The 22,542-nt window shown below is 43.2% G+C and carries 22 protein-coding genes; 7 read left to right on the top strand and 15 right to left on the bottom strand.

Annotation, left to right across the window (positions count from 1 at the left end):
- Positions 1-172: 172 nt before the first annotated feature.
- Together WFI24_RS23150 and WFI24_RS23145 are read right to left on the bottom strand one after the other, a co-directional pair.
- Positions 173-1,387, bottom strand: coding sequence for an S-layer homology domain-containing protein (locus WFI24_RS23150; RefSeq protein ID WP_336764501.1), 1,215 nt, complete (start codon positions 1,385-1,387; stop codon positions 173-175).
- 121 nt (positions 1,388-1,508) lie between these two features.
- Positions 1,509-1,922 carry a hypothetical protein gene (locus tag WFI24_RS23145; RefSeq protein ID WP_336764500.1) on the bottom strand — a complete coding sequence of 138 codons (414 nt, stop codon included), beginning with the start codon at positions 1,920-1,922 and terminating at the stop codon, positions 1,509-1,511.
- 1,044 nt (positions 1,923-2,966) lie between these two features.
- Here WFI24_RS23145 and WFI24_RS23140 point away from each other — a divergent pair.
- On the top strand, positions 2,967-3,638 hold the full coding sequence (locus WFI24_RS23140) for an SOS response-associated peptidase (RefSeq protein WP_336764499.1): 672 nt from the start codon (positions 2,967-2,969) through the stop codon (positions 3,636-3,638).
- A gap of 1,556 nt (positions 3,639-5,194) precedes the next feature.
- On the opposite strand, the gene WFI24_RS23135 is transcribed toward WFI24_RS23140, so the two are convergent.
- A complete protein-coding gene (locus WFI24_RS23135; protein WP_336764498.1) occupies positions 5,195-5,464 on the bottom strand; it encodes a DUF6809 family protein in 270 nt (89 codons plus the stop codon).
- Between the two features lie 253 nt (positions 5,465-5,717).
- On the opposite strand from WFI24_RS23135, the gene WFI24_RS23130 reads away from it, so the two are divergent.
- Positions 5,718-6,698: a serine hydrolase domain-containing protein gene (locus WFI24_RS23130; RefSeq protein WP_336764497.1), complete on the top strand. Its 981-nt coding sequence runs from the start codon at positions 5,718-5,720 to the stop codon at positions 6,696-6,698.
- An 84-nt stretch (positions 6,699-6,782) separates the two neighbouring features.
- Here WFI24_RS23130 and WFI24_RS23125 read toward each other — a convergent pair whose 3' ends face one another.
- Positions 6,783-7,805: a serine hydrolase domain-containing protein gene (locus WFI24_RS23125; protein ID WP_336764496.1), complete on the bottom strand. Its 1,023-nt coding sequence runs from the start codon at positions 7,803-7,805 to the stop codon at positions 6,783-6,785.
- A gap of 142 nt (positions 7,806-7,947) precedes the next feature.
- Positions 7,948-8,541 (bottom strand): TetR/AcrR family transcriptional regulator, encoded by a 594-nt coding sequence (locus tag WFI24_RS23120; protein WP_336764495.1) that lies wholly within the window; start codon positions 8,539-8,541, stop codon positions 7,948-7,950.
- A gap of 108 nt (positions 8,542-8,649) precedes the next feature.
- On the opposite strand from WFI24_RS23120, the gene WFI24_RS23115 reads away from it, so the two are divergent.
- On the top strand, positions 8,650-9,663 hold the full coding sequence (locus WFI24_RS23115) for an alpha/beta fold hydrolase (protein WP_442956249.1): 1,014 nt from the start codon (positions 8,650-8,652) through the stop codon (positions 9,661-9,663).
- A 176-nt stretch (positions 9,664-9,839) separates the two neighbouring features.
- On the opposite strand, the gene WFI24_RS23110 is transcribed toward WFI24_RS23115, so the two are convergent.
- Together WFI24_RS23110 and WFI24_RS23105 are read right to left on the bottom strand one after the other, a co-directional pair.
- The gene (locus tag WFI24_RS23110) at positions 9,840-10,568 is read right to left on the bottom strand and encodes a DUF1361 domain-containing protein (protein ID WP_336764494.1); all 729 of its coding nucleotides are present in this window, start codon (positions 10,566-10,568) and stop codon (positions 9,840-9,842) included.
- Positions 10,569-10,597: 29 nt separating this feature from the next.
- Positions 10,598-11,134: a hypothetical protein gene (locus WFI24_RS23105; protein WP_336764493.1), complete on the bottom strand. Its 537-nt coding sequence runs from the start codon at positions 11,132-11,134 to the stop codon at positions 10,598-10,600.
- 370 nt (positions 11,135-11,504) lie between these two features.
- On the opposite strand from WFI24_RS23105, the gene WFI24_RS23100 reads away from it, so the two are divergent.
- Positions 11,505-12,146, top strand: a complete 642-nt coding sequence (locus WFI24_RS23100) for a spore coat protein (protein ID WP_442956254.1) — start codon at positions 11,505-11,507, stop codon at positions 12,144-12,146.
- A 239-nt stretch (positions 12,147-12,385) separates the two neighbouring features.
- Entirely contained in the window at positions 12,386-13,333 is a 948-nt protein-coding gene (locus WFI24_RS23095; RefSeq protein WP_336764492.1) for a hypothetical protein, read from the top strand.
- Positions 13,334-13,435: 102 nt separating this feature from the next.
- Here the strand turns inward: WFI24_RS23095 and WFI24_RS23090 are convergent, their stop codons facing one another.
- A complete protein-coding gene (locus WFI24_RS23090) occupies positions 13,436-14,371 on the bottom strand; it encodes a sigma-70 family RNA polymerase sigma factor (protein WP_336764491.1) in 936 nt (311 codons plus the stop codon).
- 32 nt (positions 14,372-14,403) lie between these two features.
- Positions 14,404-14,850 (bottom strand): carboxymuconolactone decarboxylase family protein, encoded by a 447-nt coding sequence (locus WFI24_RS23085; protein ID WP_145322272.1) that lies wholly within the window; start codon positions 14,848-14,850, stop codon positions 14,404-14,406.
- A gap of 405 nt (positions 14,851-15,255) precedes the next feature.
- Between WFI24_RS23085 and WFI24_RS23080 the strand changes: the two genes are divergently transcribed.
- On the top strand, positions 15,256-16,302 hold the full coding sequence (locus WFI24_RS23080) for an aromatic ring-hydroxylating dioxygenase subunit alpha (protein WP_336764490.1): 1,047 nt from the start codon (positions 15,256-15,258) through the stop codon (positions 16,300-16,302).
- Between the two features lie 558 nt (positions 16,303-16,860).
- On the opposite strand, the gene WFI24_RS23075 is transcribed toward WFI24_RS23080, so the two are convergent.
- The gene (locus WFI24_RS23075; RefSeq protein ID WP_336764489.1) at positions 16,861-17,646 is read right to left on the bottom strand and encodes a cupin domain-containing protein; all 786 of its coding nucleotides are present in this window, start codon (positions 17,644-17,646) and stop codon (positions 16,861-16,863) included.
- A gap of 151 nt (positions 17,647-17,797) precedes the next feature.
- Complete coding sequence (locus WFI24_RS23070) at positions 17,798-18,847, bottom strand: leucine-rich repeat domain-containing protein (RefSeq protein ID WP_336764488.1); 1,050 nt, start codon at positions 18,845-18,847, stop codon at positions 17,798-17,800.
- Between the two features lie 101 nt (positions 18,848-18,948).
- Between WFI24_RS23070 and WFI24_RS23065 the strand changes: the two genes are divergently transcribed.
- Positions 18,949-19,290, top strand: a complete 342-nt coding sequence (locus WFI24_RS23065) for a hypothetical protein (RefSeq protein ID WP_336764487.1) — start codon at positions 18,949-18,951, stop codon at positions 19,288-19,290.
- Positions 19,291-19,382: 92 nt separating this feature from the next.
- Here WFI24_RS23065 and WFI24_RS23060 read toward each other — a convergent pair whose 3' ends face one another.
- Genes WFI24_RS23060 through WFI24_RS23045 form a run of 4 tightly spaced genes read right to left on the bottom strand, consistent with a single transcriptional unit; the run spans position 19,383 to position 22,521 of the window.
- Positions 19,383-19,988: an SMI1/KNR4 family protein gene (locus WFI24_RS23060; RefSeq protein WP_336764486.1), complete on the bottom strand. Its 606-nt coding sequence runs from the start codon at positions 19,986-19,988 to the stop codon at positions 19,383-19,385.
- 21 nt (positions 19,989-20,009) lie between these two features.
- Complete coding sequence (locus WFI24_RS23055) at positions 20,010-20,432, bottom strand: hypothetical protein (RefSeq protein WP_145322282.1); 423 nt, start codon at positions 20,430-20,432, stop codon at positions 20,010-20,012.
- A 31-nt stretch (positions 20,433-20,463) separates the two neighbouring features.
- Positions 20,464-21,765: a hypothetical protein gene (locus WFI24_RS23050; RefSeq protein WP_336764485.1), complete on the bottom strand. Its 1,302-nt coding sequence runs from the start codon at positions 21,763-21,765 to the stop codon at positions 20,464-20,466.
- Positions 21,766-21,786: 21 nt separating this feature from the next.
- Positions 21,787-22,521: an SMI1/KNR4 family protein gene (locus tag WFI24_RS23045; RefSeq protein ID WP_336764484.1), complete on the bottom strand. Its 735-nt coding sequence runs from the start codon at positions 22,519-22,521 to the stop codon at positions 21,787-21,789.
- Positions 22,522-22,542 lie beyond the last annotated feature (21 nt).

The following is a 22,542-nucleotide window of genomic DNA, read 5'->3' as shown; positions in this document are numbered from 1 at the left end:
GTGTTCACTTCGTATACTTACTGGCTCTTCACTCTTTATGAGCTCCATCTCTTAAACCCCAACAAATAATGGTGAGTTACGCTAATCTTCCTGTTAGTTGAATCAAAGAAGCAGCCGATTATATTCATCAGCTGCTTCTTTGGTTTTCCGTGATTTTAAATAACACAAGGATCTAGGAATAACCTAAAGCAACCTTTAAAGATGTTACCATTACATGATAGAGTACCTGGGTTTCATTATCGACAATAAACGTAATCGTATACACGTCTTCAATATTTTGGATTGGATCATAAATTGAAATATCCTCATAGGTGCCATCGCTCATCCTTTTATAAAAATACTCTATGATCCCTTTGCCGCTCACTCCAGCTGACCCATATCGATCTATAATATCTGACAAGGTGCTTTCACCCAACACAATCCCTTTTTTTGTGAGTAGTGAAAAAGCTCTATAAGGGGAATCATCCATGTATGAGTCAATACTCCAACCATCTAACTCTCCACTCTGGTTAAAGTGTGCGGTGAATAACGGATATGTATCAGAATCAAATATATTCTTTCCTTTAGATTCTCCGAATTGTTCATCAATTGATTTTTTCGAGTCTCCAAATCTAAGTTCTGGAACATCGCCAAGAATGTACAAACTAAAATCCTCATCAGTAACGGGCTCCGTACTAAAATCAGGAATCACTTCAGAATTTATGTCCATTAGATCAGGAAGAAGACTAATATCTGTAGGAACTTTTGGTCTCACATCGATCTTAAGTTTTCCATGAAAAGCAAGCTGACGTATCCATTGAAGTGCTTCTGCTCTCGTAAGCGTACTTTCCTCATCAAACTGCTCTGGAGAATTAGCTTCACTGTTGGATAATCCATGTCCGATCAGATAGGCAACAGCATATTGGCCAGTATAATGAACGCCTTGAGTTGCACTGATAATTTCTGCAGCACGTAGTTTAGTAATGGGCTTCATTCTCATCGCAAAGTTGTTTTCTCCCGTTGTCGGATGGTTGTATAGTTTAGCCACCCTGTAGAGACCTTCTGTCCAACTCTCACTGGGTAGATATGCACTATTTGCACTTGCATTTGGAATAGCCATACCCATTGCTCTGTATAACATCTTGAGGAATTCAGCCTCTGTTATTACTTGATCAGGCTTAAGGTTGTAATTCGAATATCCATTAATTATATTTTCAGAGATACCCCATTGAAAGAGACGCTTGGCCCAGTGCTCGTTCATGTCTACTGCTGGAATTCCTCTCCACGTCAAAGTGGCTATATCTTTGTCATTCTGCTCCTGCATCTCGGATTCGGCTATTGCAGTTGTAGAACCCAATAGTGATGCGGCTAAAACCAAGCAAGCAGTCATACGTGTAATACTTTTCATTATCGTACCGTCCTTCTAGGATTTAATCGTAACTATAATTATTTATCGGGTGCTTGGCTTATTATGTATAGAATAATAGTAAAATAGCACCGATTTAAGACTCGTAACACGCCTTCACCTCTCATTTATGGGAATCCATGTTTCCAAACAACTTTTGAATTTTTAATGTCAATTCCTCGTTGTGGATGTAATAATGTCCGCCCTGCGAATTCGGAGTGAATCCCAACTTACTCATGTGACCTTCCCGCAAAGATACCGAATACAGGAAGCCACTTCTCTCCTCTTGCTTCGAATCAGGCTCGAATTTCATGTCTTTTATTTGATCAATCCACTCTAGGATCTGTTTTTGGTTAAAGAACATTTTCCGCTCGCCTGAGCTACCATCCGTAATCTCAATGGAATCCACATTCGCAATATCCCCTGGATAGAGTTCTTGCAATGTCATTGTGTTCAGCTTCTCAGCTTGAGGTTTACTGCAAGCAACGATCGCAAACCCCATGAGTAGCACTAGTAGAATACATATTTTTTTCCTCATGTTCCTCCTCCTTTTTGCTACACAGACGCACCTAAAGTAACTTATGTTGCAAGCTCAACGAAATGTGGAGCAGCTGCGAACGGCAAACTGCTCCTTTTATTTTGCACACTACCATTATCCTTTAAGTTTATCTCAAACTTAAATTTGTCGCATCTGAGATAATGCTCCTCGGAGGACCAAATGATCTTATTGGATAGCGATAATGATTGGTTTAGTTAACCATTACGCATAGTTCTCTTCAAAAGACCGCTGTACAAAACCGGTAACCACTTCTAGAGAAACGTACAAAGTGCGGGAGTGGTAAATCCAACCCCAATACACGTTGAGCGTCAGTTGAAGGAGTATTGTAAGGAGTTGCCGAAATAATTAAACGTAGGTCGGGCTTAGAAAGGCTGAGAAGGTGTAGATATCGAATACATAAGTCCATCAGAAAATCGTGGTGCTGGTAGCTAGGTAGACAACCAGTTGGAAGAATTCCGGATGCTGCTACCCATTAAAAGAGTTTAAACTTGAATGAGGGGTTAACTGTTCTATGAGTAAAAAGATTAACGAAATTAGTGACTACGTTGGTGTGTTTTGTTTAGGTGCTTTAACATTATCACTTTTTGTATTATCAATTATGTTTATTATTAAGAGCTTTATCAATATTTATTGAAGATTAAAAGGTGTAAAAATAGACAGAATGACGGCTTGTACAACATGTCGACGTTCGATTTCAAACACTGCTATTATTTGCCCGTATTGTGGTGAACATTACGGTAAAATGAACGGATTAGGTGATTCCATATTTATCTGTTTTCTTTTTGGAGTAGGTCTTTTCGTATTAGGAATTGCGAGTCTAACAGAGTCCGTTGAATGGTTTGAACGAACTTATATGAACTGATCAACACATGTCGTATTCTCCATAACTTACCGCCTTAATCCTTTATAGCAAACCGCTATAATTAGGTTGAGGTGTTATTATGTACATCTCCATAATTCAAGATTACCCCGTACACCAGTGTATGATTATATTTTGTAAGCACAATACAGGAGGTGTTTTGTATGTGCGGTAGATTTACAATCACTGACCCTTTAGACTCTATCTTGGACAGGTACTATGCATCTATTGCTGATGGATTTGAGTACAAGCCTAACTATAATGCTGCACCCATGCAGTACATCCCAACTATTATCGGAAGTAAAAACGGTAATAGATTAGGCGCTCTCCGCTGGGGTCTGGTGCCCACTTGGGCAAAAGATGATAAGATCGGGAATAAAATGATTAATGCCCGCGCAGAAACATTAGCAGAGAAGCCGTCCTTTAAACGTCTGATCAGCTCCAAACGCTGTATCATCCCCACGAACGGATTCTACGAGTGGAAGAAAGAAGAATCAACAAAGCGACCGATGCGAATTCTGATGAAAGACGATAGTATCTTTTCATTGGCAGGATTGTATGACACGTGGACAGATCCAGATGGAAACAGACTGAGTACCTGCACCATCATTACAACGGAACCAAATAGTCTTATGGAGGTTATCCATAATCGTATGCCGGTCATCTTGCGCCCTGAGGATGAGGCTGAGTGGCTTGGAAGAGATAATGATGATGTCCAATCGTTGCTCGGTTTTCTTAAGCCATATCAAGCATCTGAGATGCGAGCGTATGAGGTGCCGAAGGAAGTGGGCAATGTGAGAAATAACAGCGTGGAATTATTGAAAGAAATAGTTTAGTGGTAAAGCTTTATCGACTTATTTAGGTCGGTAAAGCTTTTTCATATTTAAAAGTGCATCATTGTTCTTAAAATTAACTCTTATTCATATCGAAAATTCCTATACAAAAATAGACTGGCAGTTGATTTTAGTGGTAATGAATCTGGGCTATCAGAAATAGTAAGTCCAGAGTATCCAGTACAAGCATCTGGAGACCGCGCCATCCTTGTAGTAACCCTGACAACAGGTTGGGATAATGAAACGATCTTCCGATGAGTGATGTAAATGCATTCCTCAGATGATGATCGCGAGGCTGGAACTGGCCCAGCCAAGTTTGCTATCAACAAATACAGCAACAACAAAGGTCCTTTCAACAAGCGTACTGATTACGTGATATTCGATAATATTTTGACGTTTGAGATAAGTGAAAATACGACTAACTAATTACATGGATATGTGCTCATTTGCACAGAGTCTTTTAGATGTAAAGAAATAAATGGAAATAGATAAACGGGTTTGATAAAATAAATTGGATTACTACATAGATGGAGGAATAAAATGTTTGATAATATGGCATCTTACTCTCTTCTGGGTATTGCCGGTCTCATCACTACTTGTTTGTTTATATTTGGTATAGCTTGTTTAATAGCATTTTTTATCAATATCTTCAGATTGATCAAAGGTCGATTTAACCGCAAGTTAGAACAATGCCATTCGTGTGGTAATACTATCTCAATATCAGCTATCATTTGCCCTAATTGCGGCCACCACTATGGTAGATCTAATGGAGCTTTCAATTCAATTTTCGGGTCATTCGTTGGTTTCGTAATTTGCATTGGCGGTGGATTCATAGCATTAGCTGAACTTATGAAGATGTTTAATGATAATTAATTAAGTGAGAAAGAGCTATTTAAGGCTCCTATTTTTTTACCCTAAATTCAAACGCGTTACGGAAGTATCTACCGTCTATGCTCTTAGTTGATGCTTTTCTTATACTCAATAAGTATTCATTTTCTAACATTCATTTCTATAGAAAATTATATCTAGGTCTGATAGACTGTTCTGGATTGATTACATAGTTGGAGGAACGTCATGTTCGAGCGCATAAATAATGTAATAGGTAATTTATTCGGTATAGGGATCATTATCGCAATGTTTGTACTTGCAATCCTAGCTTTTAAAGCAATGTTTAGAAATATAAAAAGAAAGTTCAAACCTAACGCTAACAACTTAATGCGTTGCGAATCTTGCAAAAGTGTGATTTCTGCGGACGCTTTCATGTGCCCACACTGCGGGCAACATTACGGTAGATCAAGGGCTGGTAATTCTATATTTTACTGTTTATTGGCCGGATGTGGATTTTTGTTGGGGGCATTTTATGGTCTCCAACTCTTCTTAGAAGATGAGGAGGTACTTTTTTTTATCCGAACATACTTTAATTAATCGAATATCCAGTAATAAAAGGAGCCACATAAGGCTCCTATTTTTGTACCCTAAACTCAAATGTATTACGAAAGTACCTCTTCCCCATGATCTTAATGGATACTGTGCTATACGCTTCTACTAGTCCTTCTAACCTATTCTCGTTGAAAAACTTCGTTCGTAACTAGTGTCCCTATTTTAAATCCTTTCACAAATGCCTCACAAGAATTAGTGGAATTAATATTATCTATCATATCTAATAGTTCCTCCAACTGTTTAAAGTCATCCTCCGAAAGCTTTTTTTGAAATTTTTCGATATTAGCTGTAATCTCCTTATTAATAGATCGATACTCCGAATTTTTAGGAGTAATATTCTCTTCTGGTCTCAAATTACCATAATAGATTTCTTCTATTATATTCCCCACATCACAGCCCTGCTTTCTCTAACAAATGTCTTGTCCTCTTCTCATGACAATTATATAAGACTGACAGACAATGCTGGGGGTTTATGCAATATTCGCATGTGATTCTTATGGCTTTCATAAAATATCGTATTCTATATGCTTGCTTTGACATAATAATGTAGCGCTTGTTGAGCCCTACCTCGGGAGTATGCTAAGATAATGGACAACTATTTTCACAACAGTCTATAAAAATTAACCGCACAGAAAGGACACTATGAATCCTTCATCCCTGTCATCTAAGTTACAACAAATCATTCCGCCGCTGGATCTGCGAAGCTGCCTGGTCAGCGTACGCGGTGAGATCATGTACGAACACTACCGCAACCACGAAGCTGCGACTGATATTGCAAAAGTCAATTCCTGTACCAAGAGTGTGCTGTCCGCACTCATCTGTATAGCGATGGATAAAGGCTTGTTGCCAGAGGCATCGGCCCCAATCTCCACCTTTTTCCCACAGTTGACATCCGATCCTGATCCGCGTAAACCTGCGATCACGCTGGAACAACTGCTCACGATGACAGCTGGATTCAACTGGGACGAGTTCGGTGGACAGAATTCGTTCCCTCGTATGACCCGCACCGATCATTGGGTGGATTTTGCATTGGAACAGCGCTTAAGTCATGAACCAGGTACATATATGGAATACAATTCAGGAGTATCACAGATTCTATCCGCCATCCTGATGCAAAATGCAGGCATGGACGTACCCCAGTTCGCAGAACGTTATCTTTTTGACCCGCTCGGAATTAAGCATTACGAATGGGAAAGTGACCCTCAAGGTGTACATACTGGCGGATTCGGTCTAAAAATGTTACCCGTAGATCTGCTGAAATTCGGTCAGCTGTTTCTACAGGAAGGTACATGGGAGGGTGAGTGTCTCATTTCAAGTGATTTCGTCTCCTGTTCGACGCAGCCTTTCATTACAGTCACTCCACCGAATCACGGCAGTTATGCTTGGCATTGGTGGGTGGATGTCTATCCGAACGAAAGGTCTGACTCCGAAAATATTGCTGCTGAAGATGACAAACCCAATCTCCATTATTATTACGCGCGAGGATTTGGTGGTCAGTATGTATATATTGTCCCAGAGCTCGAACTTGTTACGGTGTTAACCAATGACAAACGAAAGAAAGAGAAACCTCCGCTGGATGTTTTCCCTCGATTAATCGCCCCTGAGCTATGGAAAATGTTATAAACGCAGGCATTCTTTTTATCTTGTCTGATAAATAAACCCCCAACCTTGTGGCCAAAACCTGACCATAGGTTGAGGGTTTATTTGTCATGCCAAAGCTTCTTCGATGGCCATCGTTAATGGATACGGGCCTGACTCTTGATTAGAGAGCACAACCAGTTGTAAATCTCTGTCTGGATACACAGAAGACATGAATGATACTCCTGGATCAAACCCCATGACATGAAATTTGAAAATGTCCTCTCCTTTCCGGTCAATCCAGATACCATGCCCATAATACTCTCCATCCTCTTGATGAGCATGTGGAGTTAATAACTGCTGCGTCGTCTCTTCATTCAACAATTGGTGACCTAGCAAAGCATCCCAGAATAGAACCATATCCGGTGCCGTAACATAGGCCCCACCATCTGATCCACCTTTGACAGGAATGGAGAAAATATTAGTGTTCCAAGAGCCATCTTCATGATCTATATACCCTAAGGCTGTGTTACGCGGAAGCTGATCGGTTAAGAAATAACCCGAATCCTTCATACCACACGGTTTGAAAATGTGCTCCTCCACATAATCTGTAAATGACAATCCGGAATGTTGTTCTACAATAAGTCCTAGCACAATGAAACCCGCATTGTTGTAGTGAAAACGTGCACCCGGAGTAGACTTCATCGGAAGATGCTGAAACATGGGCAGAAAGTCACTTAATCGCCGCATCGCGTAGACTGGTCTGTCTTTCCACAATTCCGAAAAGTCTTCCATCACTTCTTCATCGAAATAATCCGGAATGCCTGACGTGTGTGTTAATAACTGATGGATGGTGATTCCTTCGTTCCACAGTGGAAACTCCACATCCAACACATCCGTAAGCTTGGAATCCGCAGACAACTTGCCTGCTTCAATTAGTTGGCATACACTCACTGCCGTGAAGATCTTACATCCTGATGCAATTCCGAAGCGTGTGTCCACCTGATTAGCAAGTTCCTCGCTACGATTCGCATAACCACGTTTCATATTCAATAGGGGTTTTCCGCCTTGCTGGAGTAATACGACACCCGAAAAATTCACGCGTTCCATGACTTCTTCTACTTTTGTTGTCAGCTCTAATACATTCAACATTTTGTTGTTCACCTACTTGTCTATGTATTCATTACATTCTCATTCTTAATTCTTCGTCATATCCTGCATACCTGCAAATTTTCACAAAAAGGAGGGTCACTCCTTATAAAAGGAAATCACCCTGCTTTCAGACAACGTAAGTTTAAGTTGGACAAAGCATGCTCAAATGCTGCTCAATCACTTGTTCCACTCGTTTTACCGTAAGTCTATCTGGCTGCATTAGGATATGAATGGCGAGTCCATCCACAAGAGCATATAACTTCTCCGTCTCCATCTCGGCATCCAGATCAGGATGTGTCATGCCCTGCTTCTGCAACTCCTGGATCACCCACTGAGCAGACCGATACATCCCCTGATGCATCTGATCACTTAACTTTTTTAATTCGGGGTACACCAATAATTTGGCTGTAAACGAAAACCAGACCTCCATTTCCATCATTCTGTCTTCGTCCAACGGGAGAAATTGCAAGAGCAAATTCTTCATATCCAGCAGTACAGATCCACTCATCTGTAGTGCCTCTACCCTTTTCTGTACCCGTTCTGCAAAAAGATTCATGCAAAAGGTGAACAATTCGGCCTGTGTGGCAAAATAATGACGCATGGAACCTACAGATAATCCCGCTTCCTTTGCTATATTCCGAACTGTAGCATGCTCAAGCCCATGCTCTTGAATGACCCGGATGGCTGCATCAGCAACGACTTTCCTTTGACTTTCATGATCTACGATTTTTGGCATGACCTCATTATACATCAAGCTTCTCTTTTTGTAATACACTGTGCTATAATCTTTTTAATACATTGTATTAAAATAAAAACAGCCGTATGGAGAGGAATTAATAAGATCATGCATACCACGATCCCAGCCTCAAAACGCAAGAAATTCAGAGTTACCACCTTCATAATAAGGCTATTCTGCACCATGTTATTGCTGATCGGTGCAGCATTCTGCTATGAGTGGTTTGCTTCGTCACAGGCCAAAATGAACTTTCCGCCTCCCGGTACGTTAGTTCAAGTCGGCGGTTACCAGCTGCACATTCATAAACAAGGCAGTGGTTCGCCGACCATACTTATGGAGGCCGGAAGTGGTGAGACCAGTTTGTCGTGGAGAGACATTCCGACGGAACTCGCCAAACATGCAACGGTGGTCACGTATGATCGCGCAGGATATGCCTGGAGTGAATCTGCACCTACAGAACGCACAGGTGCGAATATCGTCAAAGAATTACATTCAGCTCTGGAGAAGGAGAATATCCGCGGCCCATACGTTATGGTAGGTCATTCCCTTGGGGGTATGTATGTTAGACTCTTTGCGCAGACCTATACAAGTGAGGTTCAGAGCCTTGTCCTCATTGATGCGAGACCTGAGGATGACGAGAAGAATACAAAGGCTTTGTTGGAACAGGCTCAGTTTCAGGGAAACCCACCTGCCTCCTTATTATCCTTACTGAAGGTATCTGGCGCTTTCAGATTATTCCCAGACTTTTTGCTTGATGGTCTGGTTGCCAAGCAAGATCGAGATACTTTTGTTAATGTGATAGCTACACCCTCCTTTTTTCACGCCAAAGTAGAAGAAGCCTTTCACGCCCATTCAACAGAAGATGCCATTCGTGGCCAAAATCTTGGATCAATCCCTGTACGTATCATTGCACGTGGACGTCTTCAAGACTATGCTCAAGCAGGGCTTTCGGCTGAGATTGGGCAGAAGCTCGAATCCATCTGGCAATCGGGACAGCGTAACATGTTGAATATATCGGAGGATAGTCAGCTCATCACGGCCACCCGCAGTGGTCATATGATTATTCACGATGAACCTGAACTGGTTGTGAAGACAATCCTTGAGTTAATCTCTGATAGGTAGAGAAAGTGTTATCGACTGTCGTTCCACCTGTGAGTATACTTACTTCCTCAAGTAAAACCTGACTTGTTAGAAATTTAAAGGGCTGTTCCACCAGCCATGTGTATGACTTGGAACAGCCCTTTTAGCAATATAAATTAAGATTAGAACTAATGAGTTCTTCCTCAAGAAATCATAAGTTAGCGTAAGGCTTGCAGGTTCGCCTCGGGATTTCCTGAACTTTTCTGCGTTTCACGGGGAGACCTCGTATTGATCAGATAATACAGTGTGGCATAGATCGTAATGATAAACGTTCCAAAAAACAGGCAAAACGCAAGAGACGGGCGGCTTACACTTTCGTGCATCAGCTGAATCAGCGTCTCGCGATTCGTCAGTGCATCCCAGCTATTCAGTCGATATACACGTCCAAGCAAGACCCCATAACTTCCCAAAGCACAGCCTGCTAGTACAAAGATCCAGGATGCCCAGCGTCCAATCCGGTGATAGATCACTTCCTGAAGCTGATACATCGACAGGAATCCCAGTAGAAGCCCAGTCCAGACAAACATTAATACAACACTCAAGTCGTACCAATACGTGTAATCGACCCCGTTACCACCATAATACCGGGAACTCCTAGCCGTCAGATGAACCAAATCCGTAACAATATAAGAAGAGTTCGGGAAGAATAACAACCACAGCAGCCCACTTGCTACTGCAAGCCATGCGGCACCTTTCCATCTCACATTACTTAGAAGATAGGATAGATAAGAAAACACAAAAGGAATCCAACCCAAAAACAGATTCCAGATCAGGAAGCGGAAATAACGCTGATCGAGCCAATCTGAGGCTACATAGTACAACCCAAGCGTTATTATAGTGACTACACTAAGGAAAATAAATATGCGAATATAATTCAGTTTTCTCAATGATTCTGACCTCACTTGATAAAATTCAATTAATTTCGAAAATAGCGGATGATTTCTTCCTTATTCTTTTCAACACGCAAATTCAATCCACGTTTATCCTTCAAACCATACTGCTGCAATTCATGGCCCGGATCAAGCACCAGCGGTTTAGTCGCCACATCAACCAGCAAATCCATTGTCAATTGATACGTTTCCCGTAACTTGTCCATCGGTAGTCGTGATTCGTACCGCTTAATCAGCTCAATCAGGCGTTCAGCATACACGAGACGAACCATACTATCCGCACTCTTCAACTGTCTCGAAGCAAATGATGTAATCCTCGTAACAATACCCGGTTCTGTCCGATGTTTGGCGATCAACGCAAGCTCATCCACCGCATCCCAATTCATGATAGACAGTTCGGAACTTAATTGTTGAATTCGCTCCCCTATCCATTGCTCTTCTAACTCTTGGGGTACGTCCCATCGCTTATAGTCCGCATACACACCTTCTCGATGCATCTGTATAGCGCTCCCGTAATGTTTGACGAACACATCCTTTGCTACACGCCAATCGGTATCTTCCATTTTAACCACCACCATACCTGTTTCTATTTGTGCATACGCTGTTATCCATACACTTATTACATAAATCTACTACTCTCCAAGCATACTATACAAGTTGAGAACTATACATTTGCACGAGAACGAAGAGGACAGAAAGAACCAGAAGAAGTGAAGCGTTCGCTAAAAGCTTTCTACAAGAAAGCTACGTCGGAAGCATACGCTTATCACCAGATTTTCACCTTTGTAAAATCGAATTAAAAATCTGGGGATAACAGCGATCGGAAGATTGTTCTGTCATCGGAGTGGCAAGTGTAAATATTATTTAGTTCAACTTAAATAGAATCATACCATTTACCAAAGGAGAATCAAATTTACAATGGATCCGAATTCCATGAACCCTCAGAATTTAGTACAACCTACACTGAATGCAAATCCAAATGTTATCCCTAACATGAATCATGGCGGCCATGAGATGTTCGATGTGCATGAGATTCTGGCCTCCACTATTAACGTGCTGGATCAATATATGATCTTTCGTACATTCGTGCAGAGCCAGGAACTGATTGGCATTCTGGACCGACAGTACAATTTCATTTTATCCCAGTACAATCTCACAGCGGAGTGTTTTGCATCCGGACAGAAGCCTCATGAAGAGACGGCAACCTACATGATCCCCAACATCGTACCACCGGTATATGGCCTTAAGCCAACAGCACCAAAAAAGCCAAATCAGAGCTTGGCTGATGTAAAGGATGCCGGAATTAGCGGTCATATGCTGGGACTGATCAAATCACATGCCAGTCTGCTCGGCATGTCCTGCAGCGAGATCACGAATGGAACGGTTCGCCGAGTCGTCGCTTCGCAGATCCAGCATTTTATCGAGATGGCCTATGAAATTTTCATGTTCCAGAATAAAAACGCCTATTATCAAGTCCCTCAGCTCAGTCCAAATGATACACAACAGATGCTTCAGGCATATATTCCTGCAACCGGAGCACCTCAGATGCCTATTAGCAATAAACCACTTCATTAATTAGAAAATCAAACCCGATTACCCAGAACAGTCTCTTCAACCCATTCGGGTTTTAGGGGCTGTTCTTTGGTTATTTAAAATCATTTTCCTGCTTAAGACACTTGATTCGGTTACCAGAAACTGGTTTAATCAAAGACAGACCTTACATGTTCAACTTATGGAACATACATATAAGATACGATAAAAAGCAGCTATACAAGAGTGCAACGACATATTTGTACAATACGGGAGGTATACGAATGAGATGGAAGCAACCTGCTAAACTTGCTTTACTGGCCATCGCTGTAGGCTGTACTGCCATTAACACAATACTCACACCTTCAACAACAGTGGCCGCCCCTGTTCCCACTTCCAAAGCGGTGTACCATCAATTCCAAACCTATCGTACAGCAGCTGTGAAATCCACAGAGAGTCTGGTTAAGGCACGAAAATATCTGATGAATCATATCGATAAAGTCAATCCTTGGCAAGCTACACTCATGACCCTGCAACTGGAGAACATGCAGAACGTGAAGCTGGCTGATGTGGATCACCAAATGTATACGGAGCAGTTTCAACAGGCCTTGTCTCAAGTCCATGAACAACTCGGTTACGAGCAGAAGCTTACCTATAGTCGCCTGCTCAAAGAAATTAAAAATCCGACCGTGAAGAAGCTTCTGCAGGAAGCATCTGATCTCGGGTTCAAACTGGAAACCAGTGAAGGCTTGTATTACCCCATCATCAATTATGAGATATACCAAAAGTTCAAACCTTTCGTTCAGGCTGATATTGCTGCTTACATTGACATTATGGCTACCGAGTCCAATCAGATGACGACTTCGGATGGTGGGATAATCATCTCTTGGAACGAATTAATTCAGCGTACATTGGAGAAAGAAGCCTTTTTAAACAACTTCCCGAATTCCAATCGCACAACCAAAGTAAAACAATGGATGTTTGTAGATTATCTGTTTTATGGAAGTGACAACACGCCTGCATATGACTGGTATACTGACGAAGAAATACGCACAATTGACCCTGAGGTGAAGAAGGCTTACGAGAAAGCACTGGCTAAGCGAGAACCCAACACGAAGAGTGTTCTTCTGGATACCATGGAAAAGATTTTGCTGGTTCTCAATCAGAACAATGATGAGCTTACACCTGAGATTAGAGCAATCATTGAACCTGTTCAACAACAATTTGAGTGAATAATCGGATGTTTGATAGCTAAATGTGATTGCAAAAAAGCGGCAATCCTCGTGACAGAGGTTGCCGCTTTTAAGGTTAAATATCAAATCCGTACGATTTAATCAAAGAGTTGAAGTGTCAATCGATGTAAGTTTGTTCGGATTTACGACGAGATATACTCCCTCAATCCGCTCACAGGAAGGGTCCAACTCCAGACAGAATACCTCGGACAACTGCCCTTCTTTCATCAACGCGAGTTGAAGCTCGCCATTGATCCACATCGGTACCCATTCTCTCTCACGCAATCGAGTAAGGACTCGCCGTGAGGTCAGGAGTGCAAGCACGCCTTTGTGAACGTTCATCGTTCTCATAACCGTATGCACAACGCCACCGCCATCTGCTGTAAATACAGGCTGATCCGCCAGTAACTCCAGCATGGCAGAGACATCATAACGAAGGAACGCCGTTGTAAAACGGCTCAGTAATTCGCCTTTGGCTATCATATCCGCATCACTCTGCTCGATCGGCGGTAGTCTTTCAGGCAGATTTCGTCTGGCACGGCTAAAGATTTGACGGCAGTTACTCTCCGTTTTGCCCAACCAATCCGCTATTTCGGAATAGTCATACAGGAACGCTTCACGAAGTACAAACACTGCCCGTTCCATGGGCGAAAGACGCTCCAACATGACCAAGTAGGCGTACGATATCATCTCTTTCTTCTGCATCGTTTCCTCTGGCATGTTACCCACTTCACGATCACCCATCGGCTCTGGCAGCCACTCACCAACATAACTTTCCCGCTGGTTGCGGGCGGAATTTAGCAGATTCAAGCTTCGGTTCACAACCAGTCTGGCGATGTAGGACTTGGGATTTCGAATATCCTGAGCAGATTTGCTCTGAATCCCCGCGAAGCAATCCTGCACAATATCTTCAGCTTCTACCACACTGCCCAGCATGCGGTATGCTATCGAAAATGCATATTTTTTATAACGAATATACAACTCACCAACATCCAGAGAAGACACTTCTGGCTCATTGGCGTGGAAATTAGAATTCATAAGAAGCCTCCTCTGGCATGGTGCATGTATTTTTAGTTAAAGCAACCCGGATACATCCCAGTTGTGATTGCAATCCGGTTCCAGTTATTAATTGTGTTAATGGCCAGGATCAGATCCACCAGTTCGGATTCACTGAAATGTTCACGAACCTTATCGTACAACGCAAGGGGTACGCCCTGTTCCGAGATTCGAGTCACAGCTTCAGCCAGCTCCAGCATAACACGTTCTTTATCTGTGAAGAAAGGCACTTCACGCCACACACTCAGTAAAAGAATATGATCCGCATAATCTCCCAGTTTCATCAGATCTTTGGCATGCATATCAAGACAAAAGGCACAGCCATTGATCTGAGATACACGAATTTTCAACAACTCGTATAACACTTTATCTTCAAATTGCCCGGATATATATTGCTCCATCGCCATCATCGCTTTAAAAGCACCTGGACTCGCTACTCTGTAATTCGTTCTTAAATTCATATCTCATTCGCCTCCGTCATTTGGTTTACATACTGTAGACAAACGACGGCCGGGATCTGTGACATTCTCTGCGAAAATCTCTTGTATTCCAGCAGGGATATGTTCGACTTAAAAATATTCATACTGAATTCTGATGACAGGACACACTTCACGGAGTCAACAATTGTTAATGGGAAACAAATTATTGGAGGATTTTTATATACACAAATAACATATAGCGTAAGATAAATTCGGGGTTTTCCGTATTCATGACCGCTTTTTACGATGCTGTTTGTGATTTTAACCAAAAATAGATTGGATATATTGATACATTAACCAAAAGAGTAGTAACATACGGCTAATCAAGTAACCTTTTCTGACATAAAAAGAGAGTCATTTATTCATATCGGCAAGGAGTGTTTTAATATGATAACTTCCAATGAAAACCGTACCGTGGCATCCGAATTGCCTAGAGGTTGCACGTTCACCGCTGAAGACTGGCATGTATTATCCCAATATTGGTACCCGGTAGCACAGGTAACCGAAGTAACCGACAAGCCGCTGGCTGCTCAATTACTCGATGTGAAGCTGGTACTTTATCGCAGTAATGATCAGGTAGTGGTAGCCAAGGATCTTTGTTTTCACCGTGGGGCTCCACTTAGCAAAGGCTGGGTAGAAAATGGTGAGATTGTCTGCCCTTATCACGGTTTCCGTTATAATTGTGAAGGAAAATGTACCGCAGTACCCGCGCACCCAAGTTCCAAAATCTCACCAAAGCTCAAACTCATTGTATACCCTGCAGTCGAACGTTATGGATTAATATGGACCACACTGGCAGGAACGGAAGAACAGATCCCTTCCTTCCCTGGATGGGATGATCCGGATTATATCAATATTTTGCCACCCAACTTTGACATTGCTGGTTCCTCTGGACGACAAATGGAGGGATTCCTGGATGTATCCCATTTTGCCTATGTGCATACCGAAACATTTGGTGACCGAAACAACACAGAAGTCCCCCAATACAAAGTGAAACGCGAGGGGAATGAATTGCTGGCCGAGTATTGGAGTACGGTAAGCAACTATGGCAAAGGGCAAGATCTTGTTGCGCCTGAAGGTTTTCAATGGCTGCGCGAGTTTCGGGTATTCCCACCCTTTGCGGCATCTCTTACGGTACACTTTCCAGGAGACGACAAGCTGAATATTCTGAATTGTGCTTCGCCAATCTCTGCTCGTTATACCCGTCTATTCTGTCCCATCACACGCAACTTTGATAAAGATGCACCGATAGAAGACACGATCAAGTTCAACTTGCAGGTATTCGAAGAAGATCGTGAGATGGTCGAGTCACAGAAACCGGAGGATCTGCCCCTTGATCTGCATGCCGAGGCCCATATTCCCGCGGACCGTACTTCGATTGCTTATCGTCAATTATTAACGGAGCTTGGCTTGGGACGAAATTACACATCGTAAATTAAATACTATATAAGTTCAACTAATGAATATTTACGCTGGCACTCCGATGGCAGAATAACTTTCCGTTATCGTGTAAATGTATTAGTTGAACATATATAGGTGTTCTTCAGCCTCAGGCAAGTTATCGATGATGTATGTCAGCGCCTAAAAAGTCTTGAAGCACTATCCTGCGGACTCTGGGGAAAGTTAGGCCATTCTCTAAGGAACACAGGACGTCTTATTTGGCCATCAGGTTCTCTATTTAAATTGTAAGGAACCTCAGACTCGTTATTTTCCAAAATCCCCTGATAAAAACACTTCATACGGCTTTTTATTCTGATATAACGTGTCTCAGATTCTTTAGATTTCTGGGCACGCTTCAAATCAATGATTAAGACACCTACGATTCGTTAGCACTCCATGCTCCGGACACGTTCAGGTATGCATAGGCTTTCAGCAGATTTGAAGACACCTTTAATTAAAAAAAAGAAGCATTCCTTCGCGGACGCTTCTTTTGTCTATACCTAATTTAATTGAAGTACCTATGTGTATTAGATAAACCTTGCCTCATAAACGTCATCTTTCCTCTTGATTATTCGTATTCACAGGAAGCTCTCTATAGTACGGACAGCCCGGCTCATGAATAATACGTGGATCAACCCAAGTGCCCCAGTACGGAAGACGGTTCACGTAAGGTTGCATATTTGGCTGCATGTTGGGTTGTGTGTTTGGCTGTACATTGGGTTGTACATTGGGTTGTACATTCGGCATTACGTAAGGCTGATGATTCACATTTGGAGCACTGTTAGAGGCAGGAGCAGTTGAAGCCTGGCAATCTGCCGGCGGGCCAATAATCACTGTTTTTTGGATGGGGGCGAGCGCTTCTTGAATTTTTTTCTCGTCCAGACAGTACGTATGAGCCAGAACATTGGCAGGGGTAAGACGCAAGATGTCTGAGCCAAATATCGCTTCAGGCACAGGTGCATCGAAGATCGCCAGTAAGTGCGTATGATCTACAGTAGCCATTTCATAGTGCCACCAACCTTGAGGTACATTAGCCACCTGCCCTGGAGTAATCGGGAAATGAAGCAATTCATTAGTGAACGGATTAATAAGGGACACGACGGCCGAACCGCTGATGCAGTATACCAGTTCAGTTGCATTCTGATGAATGTGTGGTTCAACCACATTGCCAGTGCTGAGGAAAATATCCAATAAAGAAGTATTGCCCAATGTGTTTAACTGTTTGATGGAAAGTGAGTTAATATAGTTGTTCTCGTCCTTCTTGAATAACGGATTTTTGCTCAAATCGTAAGTAAATTCGGTGGTTGGTAAAGTAAAATCCATGTAAGAGGTTGCCACAATAAAACGCCTGCCCTTCGCTCTCGGTTTAGGTCATAACCTATATGCCAGCTTATGCCCAGCGCCCAGATGCGTGAGCCCATTTCCGCCAAGTTATCATCGCATAACAAATATCCCTGACTTGGACATCCCGAGCAGGGCTCATTGGCTATTAAAATTCTTCTTCGTCGGAGATGTCATCCCAACTAATCCCTAATGGAGTGCTATTCAAATTTACACTTTGAAGCCAACTCATTCGTTTGACCATGTCTGGCATTCCCTCGATCAAACCATTAGTTACACTCAAATAACGTAGTTTTTTTAGTTTCTCCAGTTCAGGCGGAAGCTCACGTATGCCAGAGTAGCCTATATCCAGAGTTACGAGTTCGCCCAATTCACCAATCTCGGATGGAATATGTTTCAGACCAAGATCCGACTTTTCCTTTGGCTTCCACCCGGTAGGAACATGATAAGAACTACCGCAATAAATTCTAAGCTCTCGAAGTTGTTTCAATTTTCCAATGTCATGGTGAATACCTTCCAAATCCGCAGTCATGATCTCCAATTCTTCCAATGATGTCAGTTCAAAAAGAGCTGGAGGAAGCGTATAAACATCCTGCTCAAAAATCGTCAAACGTTTCAAGTGCTTTAATTCCCGAATACGTTCCGGAATCTCTTTCAAGTAATGTGAACTAATATTCAGCGCATCCGTCTGATGTCTAATCGCATCGTCCAGTAAGCAATGAATGTCCTGATGCCGATCTAATCTAAAAAACAACCCAGTGATTCGCTCCATTAGCTCAATTGCTTCTTCTTGTGTAATATGCATGCCATACATATTCTCATGAGCAACAGTGTAGAAGTAGTCACTTCCATCCTCGTTCAGAAAACATAGATCATCTGGCATTGACGGATATAACCAGTCATGAAAGCGATTGGCTTCCTCCTTAAGAATCTGCCCTGATTCCGGCGTGCAACGGTATATGTAATAGATACCCTCTGAGTACATGGCACCACTTTTCATCATCATTTCTTCCATATTACTGCTTTCAATCAAATACGGATCCAATCTCCGTAACACTGTGGTAACTCTTTCAGGTGTAGCTTCCTCAGCAAATTTTCTGTCAACCAGCATAAAACGATCTGCCTTCTCTATCAATTCGTCAATCAACAGTTCATAGGCAGTTCCTCTAGGATCGGTGTGAAAAGCTACGGCTACCATATGTTCCCCCTCATTAATCATTAATCTTCAATCTGCTGTATCATCTGAAACCATTGTGGCATAGGCTGATATCATCAATCCAGTTATTGGAGGCTTGTTACATGGCATACGGCCCTGGTTCAGTGTCATCCCCGCAACCTGCGGGTTATCCTTACCCTTATTATCCACCACCCCCACCGTATCCTTACCCTTATCCCTATCCATACCCGCCCATCGTTCCTGTTCCACTACCATATCCGATCGGCGGTCCTTGGTGGCATGGTGGATATCCAGGCGGTGGTTACCCCGGTGGTGGCTATCCCGGTGGACACCCTGGTCATTTTCCAGGAAGTGGTTATCCAGGCGGACCTCACGGCGGTGGACCTGGCGGGCCGGGTGGTCTTGGTGGACACGGAGGACCTCCAGGCGGAGGATTTCACGGACATCGTTTCTTTCAGTGGTAATCATTAGACTTATTCAAAGTATCTGTTCAGATAAAGGAGTTGCTTCGGCAGCTTCTTTATTATTGAAGGAATTGTCTAATCGTGCAGGACTTTTAATACGTGATCTCATCCATCATCTTTAGATTACGGTTCGACATGGTAATTAAATCCGTGAAGGTAGGCGTAAGATAATAGACAAAGTCCGGATCGTGCACATACATAATAATCTGCCCATACGTCCCTTCCGCCGTTGGATCAAAATCGAGCATCAGATACAGTGAACCTCCTGCAATCGTTGCAAAAGGTATCCATGGTTTGTGGAAGAGATACGGCTTGATCTCCGGGTCCAACTGGCTGATTTCCTCTGCAGAATAATACTCTTCCAACTTCTCATCCACTTCACAGAAGTATTGTTTGGTCTCTCGAATCTCTTCCAATGACATGAGATAAAATGGCGTACTTCGACCCTCCTCGGCATCCCCTGGGTATAGCACATGCAACCCGTAACCACTGCCATCTTTGCTTTGATAAAAGGTACGAAAATCGCCAGGTAGCCTGACGCCATACTCCTTTTCGAATAGATTCAGACTTTCCTCGGATGCACCTTCTCGATGTTGATATTCTTCGAACAATTGGCGAATCTCTTGATCCTGTATTCTCTTATCCAGCAAGCGATTCAGCTCGTCCATTAGCACGTTTAATGATACATTCGGCTCCAATCTTACCACACCTCCCCTATCTCAGTTCTTCTTTTCTTGTAGATATTGATGATATCCCCAAAACGCTTCTTCCTCTCCGCCGCCCTCAATCAGAATCATGACTGCGTAAGATAACAAATTAAGCCATTGTTCCATCAACGCCACCTGTTCGTCCGAGATGAGGTTGTTGCTGCGCAGCATACCCTCAGGTTCAACGGCCCAAGCACGTGCCATGTGAGTAATTCCCCATAGACCTGCCATGACTTCCCGATCCAGTGAAGGCCGTGCAAGTTCTGGTGCCAGAACCCGCAATATCTCCATCAGTTCATGAAAATTCTCCTCAATTAAATGTCCACGAAAAGGCCGCAGACTGCGAAGAAAACCGTTCTCCATCTTGGGATGACTCAGATCATCATAGGAAAAAGCATGACATTTTAATAAAATTACTGCCTCTTCACGTTCCATTCCTTCACCCCATCCTGGTTGTCATAGTACCTCACCAACGCAAAGGCTCTTCTCCACGCCACAACACATAACGCTCCAGCTCACGAAGAGTGCCTGTACCGATCCCGTATTCGTCCATCTCTTTCGAATGAAGATCGAGCACATGCAACATGCCACCATACGTACCTACTGCAAGTTTGGACCGCTCTGGTGATACGGCGAGAGAATAGATGGTACTGCCTACAAAATGACGCCATACTTCCTCACCCTTGTCATTCACACAATACAAATAACCATATGCATCCCCAAGCACCATACCCGCATCTATTTCCACCGCTGCATACACACGTGCATTCTCGTCCATCACTGGCCAATCTTCCTTCGTTTCGTTACCTGAAATTGATTCCAGCGGGACCTGTATCGTGACTCCATTATAGAAATGACATGCATTGAACCAGACGTACTGGTTATCACTCGTGAATGCCGCATAATGAGGATAGCTGGATGCCGGATAGAGGGAATATGTCTTGTTCAGCTGACGGTCCATCACCATATGATTGCTACCTTGGCTGCCATAGGCGATCCATCGACCACCCCGTGATACAGATGCATGTCCCATATCTATCTGTGTATCCTCAAGCTCATACTCTTCGATCTCTGCCAGATCGGGATGCAGCAAGGTCACCTGAGTTTGCGTTACCAGATATATCCCGTATCGCGAATGTATAAGTAGTGCTCTTCCTTCATCCATAGGTAAAAGTCCCTCTAGTGTGCGTTCGGGATGCTCACAATCCGCAAGTGATTCAATTCGAGGTAAGGACGACTGTATCCGGGCTTGAATATCCTCCCAACGATATATCGCTATCTCCTGCCCTTCCAACCTGCGATCAGGCTGACGGACAACATGAATGCCTTCCGGTCCTGCAAGCGCATAATCGAGCCCATCGGATGAGCAGCCTGCAAATGAATACGAAGAAAAAGACAGCCATCCGTGCTGATCCATCGTATAGATCTGACCATTCTCCGTGACAATCCCCGTATGACATACACACGTTTCTTCATTCAGATAACCTACAACATTGACCGCCTGCATGGAAGCTTGAAACTCCTCATTCAGAGGCCACGTCGCAGCGGGTAGCTCACGTCGAAGCACCTCCACGTCATCGTGAAGATTGGCCTGTCTTACCATACGAAAAACTTCAGTGCTCATTCCGTTTCTGGAGTCTCCCTCCAGCTCAGATTCATCCATTTGCTCTCCCTGCATACTTCTCCGTACAAACGCATTGACATCCCTTGCATAACGCTCGCCTTCATTGCGCCATTGTTCCGCAATGTCTGCCTTTAACCAGCTCATATGTTGTCCTCCACTCTGCCCCTATTCATATGCCGTACAATGATGTGCCTGCAAAAATAGACTGATATCGTAATCCGTTGCCTCCTCCGCACCGTTCTTTTCTTCATAGAACAGGGCAACTTCTCTTCCAGTCGCATAGTTAAAACGTAAGTATCCGCCCATCGAAGCCATAAACAACTTGCACATGTACTCATTCTCCAACACAGCGTCCCACTTAAATTCCGTTTTGCACCTATCGGCCAGTTCCTTCATGGAGCTTCCCTGTTCCGTTCCTGTAAAATGATAAAACGTATGCTTCCGCAGCTCATTCCACGGTTCATAGTATGATGGTGCGATCGGTTGATCCTGACGGTAATACCCGCAATAGATCCGGTCCAGCGTTTCACCAAATTCAGTCTCCAAGCATGTCCACAAGGTAATATTCTCATCATGACGCGGTAGCCACAACAGCCCCTCAATTTCTGGATGAACAGCCAGGAAATCTCCATCCACAGAACTACCAATGGTAATGCACTGCTCAAGTTGATGCTGACTTATGGGCGTTTCATCCGTATGTATCCAAAAATCATATTCAACAAAAGGCTTCAGTACTTCCGGGTCCGGTCTCTGTACATTCATCCAACCCGTGTATGTGCCCTCTCCGTATTGTTCAATCCAGGTACGGTATGACGAAGGTAGCGAGATGGCATGTTGCTGTTCAAATTGATTCAGTTCCTCTGCTGGAACTGGCTTAAGTGCACGGGACACAATATACATTTGTCGACATCTCCCATTCTC

Origin of the sequence: Paenibacillus sp. USHLN196 (assembly GCF_037144955.1) — a bacterium.
Lineage (GTDB): Bacteria > Bacillota > Bacilli > Paenibacillales > Paenibacillaceae > Paenibacillus > Paenibacillus xylanexedens_C.
The sequence above is the reverse complement of the archived record's forward strand: the minus strand, read 5'-3'. Positions and strand labels throughout refer to the sequence as shown.

Bases quoted from the DNA above. Each gene is read 5' to 3' on its own strand.
- WFI24_RS23100 (WP_442956254.1), top strand. From the start codon at position 11,505: ATGAACCCTCAGAATTTAGTACAACCTACACTGAATGCAAATCCAAAT.
- WFI24_RS23150 (WP_336764501.1), bottom strand. From the start codon at position 1,387: ATGAAAAGTATTACACGTATGACTGCTTGCTTGGTTTTAGCCGCATCA.
- WFI24_RS23125 (WP_336764496.1), bottom strand. From the start codon at position 7,805: ATGTTGAATGTATTAGAGCTGACAACAAAAGTAGAAGAAGTCATGGAA.
- WFI24_RS23095 (WP_336764492.1), top strand. From the start codon at position 12,386: ATGAGATGGAAGCAACCTGCTAAACTTGCTTTACTGGCCATCGCTGTA.
- WFI24_RS23130 (WP_336764497.1), top strand. From the start codon at position 5,718: ATGAATCCTTCATCCCTGTCATCTAAGTTACAACAAATCATTCCGCCG.
- WFI24_RS23045 (WP_336764484.1), bottom strand. From the start codon at position 22,521: ATGTATATTGTGTCCCGTGCACTTAAGCCAGTTCCAGCAGAGGAACTG.
- WFI24_RS23080 (WP_336764490.1), top strand. From the start codon at position 15,256: ATGATAACTTCCAATGAAAACCGTACCGTGGCATCCGAATTGCCTAGA.
- WFI24_RS23065 (WP_336764487.1), top strand. From the start codon at position 18,949: ATGGCATACGGCCCTGGTTCAGTGTCATCCCCGCAACCTGCGGGTTAT.
- WFI24_RS23085 (WP_145322272.1), bottom strand. From the start codon at position 14,850: ATGAATTTAAGAACGAATTACAGAGTAGCGAGTCCAGGTGCTTTTAAA.
- WFI24_RS23145 (WP_336764500.1), bottom strand. From the start codon at position 1,922: ATGAGGAAAAAAATATGTATTCTACTAGTGCTACTCATGGGGTTTGCG.
- WFI24_RS23090 (WP_336764491.1), bottom strand. From the start codon at position 14,371: ATGAATTCTAATTTCCACGCCAATGAGCCAGAAGTGTCTTCTCTGGAT.
- WFI24_RS23105 (WP_336764493.1), bottom strand. From the start codon at position 11,134: ATGGAAGATACCGATTGGCGTGTAGCAAAGGATGTGTTCGTCAAACAT.
- WFI24_RS23055 (WP_145322282.1), bottom strand. From the start codon at position 20,432: ATGGAACGTGAAGAGGCAGTAATTTTATTAAAATGTCATGCTTTTTCC.
- WFI24_RS23115 (WP_442956249.1), top strand. From the start codon at position 8,650: ATGCATACCACGATCCCAGCCTCAAAACGCAAGAAATTCAGAGTTACC.
- WFI24_RS23120 (WP_336764495.1), bottom strand. From the start codon at position 8,541: ATGCCAAAAATCGTAGATCATGAAAGTCAAAGGAAAGTCGTTGCTGAT.
- WFI24_RS23140 (WP_336764499.1), top strand. From the start codon at position 2,967: ATGTGCGGTAGATTTACAATCACTGACCCTTTAGACTCTATCTTGGAC.
- WFI24_RS23070 (WP_336764488.1), bottom strand. From the start codon at position 18,847: ATGGTAGCCGTAGCTTTTCACACCGATCCTAGAGGAACTGCCTATGAA.
- WFI24_RS23050 (WP_336764485.1), bottom strand. From the start codon at position 21,765: ATGAGCTGGTTAAAGGCAGACATTGCGGAACAATGGCGCAATGAAGGC.